We start from the raw sequence: 9,165 nt of genomic DNA on the forward strand, positions 1-9,165 counted from the left end.
CGCGCCGCAACCCCGTGGCGGGGCCGGCGCGGGCGCGGTAGACCGGGCGCATGGCGAAGAAGGACGACGCGGTCACGCTCGAGGTCGACGGGCACGAGGTGCGGCTCTCGAGCCCCGACAAGGTGGTGTTCCCCGAGCCGGGCATCACCAAGCGCGACCTCGCCGACTACTACCTCGCCGTCGCCGACGGCGCGCTCCGGGGCGTGGCCGACCGCCCGATGGTGCTGAAGCGCTTCGTGAAGGGCATCGGTCAGGAGGCGTTCTTCCAGAAGCGCGTGCCCGAGAACCGGCCGGACTTCGTGTCGTCCGCGACGCTCCGCTACGCCTCGGGGACGAGCGCCGAAGAGGCGGTGATCCGGGATGCCGCGGGCCTGGTCTGGGCGGTGGGGCTCGGATGCCTCGACCTCAACCCGCATCCGGTCCACGCCGACGACCTCGACCACCCGGACGAGCTCCGCATCGACCTCGACCCGATGCCCGGCGTGGATTGGACGCAGATCGTCGACGTCGCCTTCGTCGCGCGCGACGTGCTCGCCGACGTCGGGCTCGTGGGCTGGCCGAAGACGTCGGGATCGCGCGGCATCCACATCCTGGTCCGCACCGACCGGGCCCACGACTATCCGCAGGTGCGACTGGCCGCGCAGGCATTCGCGCGCGAGGTCGAGAACCGGGCGCCGGGGCTCGCGACGGCGCACTGGTGGAAGGAGGAGCGCGGCGAGAGCGTGTTCGTCGACTTCAACCAGAACGCGAAGGACCGCACGGTCGCCTCGGCCTACTCGGTGCGCCCGCTCCCCGACGCCCGCGTGTCGATGCCGGTCGACTGGGACGACCTGCGCGAGGTCCGTCCCGAGGCGTTCACGGTGCGCACGGTTCCCGCCCTGTTCGCCGAGCGCGGCGACGCGCACGCGGGCATCGACGACGCACCCGGTTCGCTCGACCGGTTGCTCGACCTCGCCGAGCGCCTGGGGCCTGCGGAGAAGGCGCCCCGGGGCGGCGACGGTACCGGGCGCCGCCAGTCGACGATGCCGCTCATCGAGATCTCGCGAGCCGCGACGAAGGACGAGGCCCTCGAAGGTCTCGAGCGGTGGAAGGCGCGGCATCCCGACGTCACCCGCCGCCTCTCCCCCGCCGACGTGCTCGTCGACGGCATGCGCGGATCGAGCTCGCTCTGGTACCGCGTCCGCGTCAACCTGCAGCACGTCCCCGAACCCGAGCGGCCCCCGCAGGAGCCGCTCGAGGTCGACTACGACCCCTGGACGCGCTCCGCCGGCCGCGACTCCTGAGACTCCTCGCGCCGGCGCCCCGACCCCAGGGCGTAGGTCGCGCCGAGGCCGATCACCAAGAAGCCCGCGGCGGTCAGCGCCGAGGCGCGGGTGCCGTCCGAGAACGCGGTGCGCGCGGCATCCGCGATCTGCGCCTGCGCCGGGTCCGCCTCGAACCCGGCGATCGCGGCACCGGCCGAGTCGACGACGGCCGAGACGATGGTGTCGGCCTGCGCGGCGGGCACCCCGGCGTCGTCGAGGGATGCCGCGAGCACACCTCCGGTCGTCGTGAACAGCACGGTCCCGAGGATCGCGACGCCCAGCGCCGAGCCGACCTGGCGCGCGGTGGACTGCATGCCCGACCCCTGGCCCGACTTTTCGACCGGGACATCCTGCAGGATGACGCCGGTGAGCTGCGCCGTCGCGAGTCCGACGCCGAACCCGTACACGGCGAGCGCCGGAATGAGCCAGCCCCAGGCGGCATCCGGTCCGATGATGAACCCGGCCCACGCGATGCCGACGATCTCGGCCAGGATGCCGACGCGCACCACGACGACCTCCGGGACCTTGCCGCTGAACGCGCCCGCGGCCCCGCTCGCGACGAACGAGCCGCCCGCCAGTGCGAGCAGCAGGAAGCCCACCTGCAGGGCGTTGAAGCGAGGACGAACTGCAGCCACAGCGGCAGGGCGAGGATGAGTCCGAACTCGCCGAGCGAGACGACGAGCGCCGCGATGTTGCCGTTACGGAACGACGAGATGCTCAGCAGCGAGAAGTCGATGAGCGGGTCCTGTCCGCGGCGGGCACGACGCAGGCCCCACCAGACGAAGAGCACGAGCGCGACGAGGGTGACCGCGAAGGCGAACGGGATCGGCGAGATCGTCAACGGCCACTCCCACCCGCCGATCGTCAGGCCGTCCTCGGCCGTCCACCACCCGAACGTGCGCCCCTCGATGAGGCCGAACACGAGCGAGCCGAAGAGGATGACCGACAGGAGCGCCCCGACACCGTCGATGGACCGCCTGCGGGCCTCGCGGGATTCCGCGACGGTCAGCAGGACGCCGATCACGATGATGATCCCGAGCGGCACGTTGATGCCGAAGGCCCACCGCCACGAGAACGCCGTCGTCAGCCATCCGCCGAGCAGCGGCCCGACGGCGGCCATCCCGCCGATCGTGGAGCCCCAGACAGCGAAGGCGATGCCGCGCTCGCGGCCGCGGAAGGTCGAGTTGATGAGCGACAGGGTCGTCGGCAGGATCATGGCGCCCCCGATACCCTGCACGAAACGGGCGAGGATCAGCAGCTCACCCGTCGGCGCGAAGCTCGCGAGCACCGACGACGCGGCGAAGATCGCGACGCCGAGCAGCATGATGCGCCGTCGCCCGAACCGGTCCGCGAAGGCGCCGAACAACAGCAGCAGCGAGGCGAAGACGAGGGTGTAGACCTCCTGCACCCACTGCACCTCGGTCGAGCTGATCTTCAGCTCTTCGACGATCGAGGGCACCGCGACGTTCACGATCGTCGAGTCGACGATGATGAGCGAGACCGCGACGCTGATGAAGACGAGACCGAACCACCGCCGGGAGTCCTTCGCCATGACATTTACCTCGCTTTTCTAGCAATCCGACGGCGATAGTACTCCTCCGGCGGCAGAGGGCACCTCGTCAGATGCTGTGGAGCCGGGCAGAGCGGATGCCGCCGTCCGCGAGCTCCAGCGTCATCAACGTGTGGTGGGGCTGCCGACGCCGATCCGTCGGCGAACCCGGGTTGAGCAGCCGCATCCCGCGCGGCGTCGTCGTGTCCCACGGGATGTGACTGTGGCCGAAGATCAGGAGGTCGGCATCCGGGTAGGCGACGTCCATCCGTTCCTCGCGACGCTGCTTCTGCCCCGTCTCGTGCACGACCGCGATCCGCACTACCTCGACCTCGCGGCGCGCGACCTCCGGCAGAACGGCGCGCAGGTCCTCGCCGTCGTTGTTGCCGTAGACCCCGAGGACGTCGCCGTGCTGCCGCAGGTCGTCGAGGACGGATGCCGCGACCCAGTCCCCGGCATGGACGATGAGATCTGCGGCATCCGCTTCTCGCAGTACTGCGTCGGGCAGGCGCCGGGCGCGGCCGGGGATGTGCGTGTCGGAGATCAGGAGCAGCCGGGTGGTCATCGCGGCAGGGTAGCCGAGGCGCCCGGTGGGCGACAGCCCCTGCGGACCGATGGCGAGGAAGCGCAGAGTGAATGCCCGGTGCGACCGCCCGGGCACGCGAGGAAGGACCGCGACATGAGCACACCCGAGACCGGCGACAACGACGGCATCCGCCTCGACCCGGCCGATGCGCCGCTCGGCGACACGACCGTCGGCGACACCGCTGCGGCCGACGCGGAGTTCGAGGGGCGCCCCCTCGACGACGCCCCGGCGGAGGACCCCGAAGAGACGTATGCCGCGAGCGACATCCAGCCCGAATCGCAGGGTGAGGACCCCGTGGTCGTCGAACTGGGCGAGGAGGGCGAGGGCGACCTGTCGCCCGAGGACCTCTGACCCGTTCACGAATGCAAGGGATCCGGCCCGACACGCCGACGCCCGCCCCGGCGGTGCGGCGTGTCGGGCCGGATCTGTTGCATCTGCGTACGCGAGGCCGCGGTCAGGACTCGCGAGGACGCCGACGCCGGCCGCGGGGCTGTCGACGAAGATGCGGGTGCTCCACACGAGCAGCACGCCCGTCACTGCGCGCGCCACGCCGCGACGATGCCGACCCGCTGCTCGTCCGCGAACAGCGCAACCGGTCCGACACGAGCACGCCGAGCCCGGCGCCCGCGTTGATGACGGTCTGCACGCGGTCCCGAAGACCGTGTTCCCGCCCGAGTTGGTGGTGCGGGCGTCCACCGCGGGCTGACCCCGGACACGACACCCCGAGTCTCTGCTCAGCTGGTGTCGGCGAGCTCGTCCACGAGCTGGTCCATCTCGTCGCCGCATGCCTGTTCCTCATCGGGTGGGCACATGACGATGCCTGCCCGCAACGTGTCCCGGTATGTCGTGTCCCCGATCCGGTAGGTGACCTCGACTCCTCGCCGGACGGACATCCTCGTGAGGTCGCCGCGATACCCGATCAGGATTTGATAGTGCCCCGACCCCGCGGGGATGCGTGCCCCGGCCGCCTCGAACGTGTCGCCATCGAGTCCCTCGACCGGCGGATAGGCGTCGAACGATTGCCAGATGCCGTTCTCGCCCAGAGGGCCGGAGAGCAGCGTGCCGATCACAGTGACCTCGTCGGAGTCACCGATCGATCGGACCGACTCGATGACGACGTCGGAATCCTCGGGTGCGGCGAAGGTGTCGAAGCCGTCGGTGAACTCCATGGGCTGCCCCTTGGCCACATACACATAGGCGTGCGCCCCGTCCGGGACGTCCTCGAACAGAGGACCCGTCGGCGGGGAGCCGGCGCTGCATGCGGAGAGAACCGTGACCGTGAGGACCGTGGCCGCAACGGACAGCGACGATCGCCGGCTAACTATGTCGTCACCTCGCGCGTTCGATCACCCGCGCCGTGGCCGGGAAGACCCAGTGCTCGTGGAGCGCGCCCTGGCAGCATGCGGCGAGCATATCGGCCCGCGCACCCGGCACACGAGAACAACAAAACCCCCGGGTGGAGCCGGGGGTTTTGCGTAGCGGGAGCGGGGCTTGAACCCGCGACCTCACGATTATGAGTCGTGCGCTCTCACCAACTGAGCTACCCCGCCACGAGCATCCGAGAGATGCTGCGAGCCCCGAGTCAGGATTGAACTGACGACCCCTTCCTTACCATGGAAGTGCTCTGCCACTGAGCTATCGGGGCGTGCTGCCCGCACGCGGGCAACTAGAAGAGGATACCAGAGTCGCGGCATCCCCGATGTCACGGGTCAGCCCTCCGTGTGCTCCTCCAGCCACGGCACGGGGTCGATCCGGGTGGTGCCGCCGAGCAGCACCTCGAGGTGCAGGTGGGCACCCGTCGACTTGCCCGTGTTCCCCACCCGCCCGATAACGTCACCGGCGTCGACCGTCTCGCCGGGCGAGACCCGCAGCGATCCGTACTGCATGTGGCCGTACCGGGTCGAGACGAGCTTGCCGTCGATGATGTGGTCGATGACGACGGTGACGCCGTAGTCGCCGCCGGCCTCGGTCGCGATGCGGACGGTGCCCGCGGCGACGGCGTGGACTTCGGCGCCGGCGCCCGACGTGAAGTCCGTGCCGCGGTGCGGGCGCGAGAACTTCGACAGGTACGACTTCGAACCGAACTGCGCCGAGATCGGCACACCCACCGGGAACGGCCACTGCACGGCGGCCGTCTCGTCGTTCACCCACGTGCCGGCGAACTGCGTCACACCGGACTGGGCGGCCACGTCGGCCATGGACTCGATGTCGTACTCCCCCGACCGGGCGAGCGTCGTCTCACCGGCGTCTGAGCCGGCGACGTACGCCTGGATCTCGGGGGCGTCGGCGTCCGTGGCCTGGGCGGCGAGCGAGATGTCGCCGCTCACGTCCTGACCGAACGCACCGACGGCGGTGACGGGAGTGGTCGTCCCGATGGCGAGGAGACCGACGACACCCACGACGCTGATCGAGAAGGATGCCGCAGCAGCCCGCTTCAGCAGCACGCGACCACGTCGCGGGCGGCGCGGCTGCTCGGCCATGCGGACGCGGGTCGTGCGCCGTGCGTGCTCCTCGGCGTCGACGGCGGCCCGGGCGACCTGGACGGGCGTCTCACCGGTGAAGGAGAACACCTTCGCCGCCAACTCGAACTCGTCGACGGCGGGGCCCGCATCCTGCGGCGAGGTGTGGGTCGAGGACGCCGACGGCAGGACGATCGTCTCGTCGAGGAACTGGGGCACCCGCGGAGCTTCGGGGACGGGCGAAACGACCGTCGCCGTCCGCGGGGTGCGCGTACGGCGACGAAGAGGAAGGGTGGCGGCGGAGGTATCCGAGAGCGCCTCGGCGAGGGTCTCAGCGACGACCGACTCGACGATCGAGGGGGACGCGGACTCGCGGCTCGCGGATTCCGACTCGGCGACGGTGGACTCCGCCGACGCGGCGGCACGGTCGCGACGACGGCGCAGCGCCGGGGTCTCGCTCGCCTGGACCATTGCGATGACCTCGCCCATCGCCGCGACAGCCTGCGCCGCGGCGACCTCGGCCTCGCTCGCAGCCGGAGCGGCGGCGGCGCGGCGCCGAAGCTCCGCACGGGTCAGCGGCGTGGCGCCGGACACAGGGGAATGCCGGTCGCGATGCGTTGCGGGCGCGTCGGTGGGGGAGTTCTCGAAAGTCAAACGTGCGGGCTCTCGGGTAGAGCGGCGGGGGCCGCGGGCTGCAAGGTCAGAATCCTCCGCTCGGGCAGCGAAGGTAACGATCAGATAAACACGCTACACGACGGGGCTGAGAATGGCATGTCCGTTCACAACCCGATCGCAGCGACGATCCTGTGGAGGAGGTCCGGTCCGGCGGCGACCGTCATCTCGCGGCCGGGGAATCCGTCCGGCGCACCGGTTACGAGGCCGCCCGCCTCGGTCACCAGCAGCGCACCCGCGGCGTGGTCCCACGGATGCAGACCGCGCTCGAAATAGCCGTCCAGGCGCCCCGCCGCGACGTACGCGAGGTCGAGCGAGGCCGCGCCGGCACGGCGGAGGTCCCGCACGAGCGGCATGACCGCCGCGACGCGGGCGAGGTCGCCCTCGTGGTGCTTCGGGTCGTACCCGAATCCGGTCGCCACCAGCCCGCCGGCTTCGCCGACCTGCGACACCGCGAGGCGCTGCTCGCCCCGCCAGGCGCCGCCGCCGCGGACGGCGTGGAACGTCTCCCCCACCGCCGGGTTGTGCACGACGCCCGCGAGCGCCGTCCAGGTGGGCGGTGTCGGCTCACCGGAGACCGCGGCGATGCTGACGGCGTAGTGCGGCATCCCATAGGCGTAGTTCACCGTGCCGTCGATCGGGTCGACCACCCACGTGATGTCGGAGGTGCCCCGCTCGGCACCGGACTCCTCGCCGAGGAAGCCGTCGTCCGGGCGCTCGGCGGCGAGCCGCGCACGGATGAGCGCCTCGACCTCGCGGTCGGCCTCGGTCACGATGTCGGCGATCGCGGACTTCGTCGCGGCGATGGCCACACCTTCCTCGCGGCGCTGCCGGGCGAGGGCGCCGGCTTCGCGGGCGATGTCGAGGGCGAGGTCGGCGAGCGCAGCGGCATCCATCCCTCCACGCTACGCCGCTAGGTTGGGCACTATGAGCGCCACCCGCGACGTCGTCATCATCGGCGGAGGCCACAACGCCCTCGTCGCCGCCGCGTACCTCGCCCGGGCAGGACGCACCGTCACGGTGCTGGAGCGGCAGGACCACGTCGGCGGCGCCGCCGTCTCGGAACGGCCGTGGGCGGGCGTCGACGCGCGCCTCTCGCGTTACTCGTACCTCGTGAGCCTGCTCCCCCGCACCGTCATCGACGACCTGGGGCTGCGCATCCGCCTGGAACGCCGCCGCTACTCGTCGTACACGCCGCTGCCTGACGACCCGAGCCAGGGCATCCTCATCGACAACGCGGATGCCGCGGCCACCGCCGCGAGCTTCGCGCGGGCCACCGGCGACGCCGACGAAGCGGGCCGGTTCGCGCGCTTCTCAGAGCGTCTCGCCCCGCTCGGCGCGGCGCTGTTCCCCACCGTGACCGCGCCGCTGCAGCGGGAACGCGACGCTCGCGCGGCCGTCGGCAACGACGCCCTGTGGGAGGCCGTGACCGCCCGCCCGCTCGGGGAGTTCCTGCGCGACGGCCTGCAGACCGACATCGCACGCGGTATCGCCTTCACCGACGGACTGATCGGCACGTTCGCGCGCTCGGACGACACCTCCCTGCGCCAGAACCGGTGTTTCCTGTACCACGTCATCGGCGGCGGGACCGGGGACTGGGACGTCCCGGTCGGCGGCATGGGTGCGGTCAGCGGCGAGCTCGAGCGGGCGGCGCGGGGCGCCGGCGCCGAGATCCGCACCGGCGCCGAGGTCGTCGCCGCCTCGCCGGACGGCGAGGTCGTCCTCGCCGACGGCGAGCGGCTCGGTGCCCGGGTGCTGCTGAGCGGAGTCGGTGCGGCGGTCCTCGACCGCCTGCTCCGCGCGGGCGGCGCCGCGGGGACGGAAGCGCCGACGCCCGAGGGCGCGCAGATCAAGGTCAACATGCTGCTCTCGCGACTTCCGCGTCTGCGCGACACGGCGGTGGACCCGCGCGCCGCGTTCGCGGGGACGTTCCACATCAACGAGACGCTGTCGCAGCTGGATGCCGCCTACGACCGGGCTGCGGAGGGCGGCATCCCGGATCCGCTGCCGGCCGAGATCTACTGCCACTCCCTCACCGACCCGTCGATCCTCGGGCCGGAACTGCGGGCCTCGGGCGCGCAGACGCTGACCCTGTTCGGACTGCAGGTCCCGCACCGGCTCGTCGCGGACGGCGCCGTCGACCGGGACGCCCTGGGGGCCGCCGCGCAGCGTTCGCTCGACGCGGTGCTCGCCGAACCGATCGCCGACGTGCTCCATCGGACGCCGGACGGCTCGCCGTGCGTGGAGGCACGGACGACGGCCGACCTCGAGCGGGATCTCGGGATGCTGGGCGGCGACATCTTCCACGGCGACCTGTCGTGGCCGTGGGCCGCGGACGACGAACCGCTCGAGACCCCCGCGGATCGGTGGGGGGTCTCGAGCGGTGTCGAGGGTGTTCTGCTGTGCGGGTCGAGCGCCCGGCGCGGCGGCGCCGTCAGTGGGATCGGCGGCCACAACGCCGCGATGGCGGCCCTGGAGATGCTGTCGCGCTGAGGATCAGTGCTGCTGCGGCGGGACGGGCGGCGCCGGGGGCGCGTCGGGCGCGCCCGGGAGGGGCGGCACCGGCGGGACCTGCGGCGAGGGAGCATCCGGAGC

General features: G+C 71.8%; 7 protein-coding genes, 2 tRNA genes and 1 pseudogene. 3 read left to right on the forward strand and 7 right to left on the reverse strand.

What is annotated here, in order from left to right; all coding sequences use genetic code 11:
- Positions 1–50: 50 nt before the first annotated feature.
- On the forward strand, positions 51–1,283 hold the full coding sequence (gene ligD / locus NH287_RS10825) for a non-homologous end-joining DNA ligase (RefSeq protein ID WP_253035624.1): 1,233 nt from the start codon (positions 51–53) through the stop codon (positions 1,281–1,283).
- Here the strand turns inward: ligD and NH287_RS10830 are convergent.
- Together NH287_RS10830 and NH287_RS10835 are read right to left on the reverse strand one after the other, a co-directional pair.
- Positions 1,244–2,856 (reverse strand): annotated as a pseudogene (locus NH287_RS10830) (DHA2 family efflux MFS transporter permease subunit). The gene ligD and the pseudogene NH287_RS10830 sit on opposite strands and share 40 nt — an antisense overlap.
- 67 nt (positions 2,857–2,923) lie before the next feature.
- The gene (locus tag NH287_RS10835; protein WP_253035625.1) at positions 2,924–3,418 is read right to left on the reverse strand and encodes a metallophosphoesterase; all 495 of its coding nucleotides are present in this window, start codon (positions 3,416–3,418) and stop codon (positions 2,924–2,926) included.
- 114 nt (positions 3,419–3,532) lie between these two features.
- Here NH287_RS10835 and NH287_RS10840 point away from each other — a divergent pair, with 114 nt between their 5' ends.
- Positions 3,533–3,790, forward strand: a complete 258-nt coding sequence (locus NH287_RS10840) for a hypothetical protein (protein ID WP_217530731.1) — start codon at positions 3,533–3,535, stop codon at positions 3,788–3,790.
- 383 nt (positions 3,791–4,173) lie between these two features.
- On the opposite strand, the gene NH287_RS10845 is transcribed toward NH287_RS10840, so the two are convergent.
- The 5 genes from NH287_RS10845 to NH287_RS10865 form a co-directional block, all read right to left on the reverse strand.
- Positions 4,174–4,608 (reverse strand): hypothetical protein, encoded by a 435-nt coding sequence (locus NH287_RS10845; protein ID WP_217530727.1) that lies wholly within the window; start codon positions 4,606–4,608, stop codon positions 4,174–4,176.
- Positions 4,609–4,915: 307 nt separating this feature from the next.
- Positions 4,916–4,989: transfer RNA gene (locus NH287_RS10850), tRNA-Met, on the reverse strand.
- 23 nt (positions 4,990–5,012) lie between these two features.
- Positions 5,013–5,084 (reverse strand) — tRNA-Thr (locus tag NH287_RS10855).
- 64 nt (positions 5,085–5,148) lie between these two features.
- Positions 5,149–6,492 (reverse strand): M23 family metallopeptidase, encoded by a 1,344-nt coding sequence (locus NH287_RS10860; protein ID WP_253035626.1) that lies wholly within the window; start codon positions 6,490–6,492, stop codon positions 5,149–5,151.
- Between the two features lie 185 nt (positions 6,493–6,677).
- Complete coding sequence (locus NH287_RS10865) at positions 6,678–7,466, reverse strand: inositol monophosphatase family protein (RefSeq protein WP_253035627.1); 789 nt, start codon at positions 7,464–7,466, stop codon at positions 6,678–6,680.
- A 31-nt stretch (positions 7,467–7,497) separates the two neighbouring features.
- Here NH287_RS10865 and NH287_RS10870 point away from each other — a divergent pair, with 31 nt between their 5' ends.
- Positions 7,498–9,063 (forward strand): NAD(P)/FAD-dependent oxidoreductase, encoded by a 1,566-nt coding sequence (locus tag NH287_RS10870; protein ID WP_253035628.1) that lies wholly within the window; start codon positions 7,498–7,500, stop codon positions 9,061–9,063.
- Positions 9,064–9,165 lie beyond the last annotated feature (102 nt).

It is taken from the genome of Microbacterium sp. CnD16-F, assembly GCF_024124465.1.
Lineage (GTDB): Bacteria > Actinomycetota > Actinomycetes > Actinomycetales > Microbacteriaceae > Microbacterium > Microbacterium gawkjiense.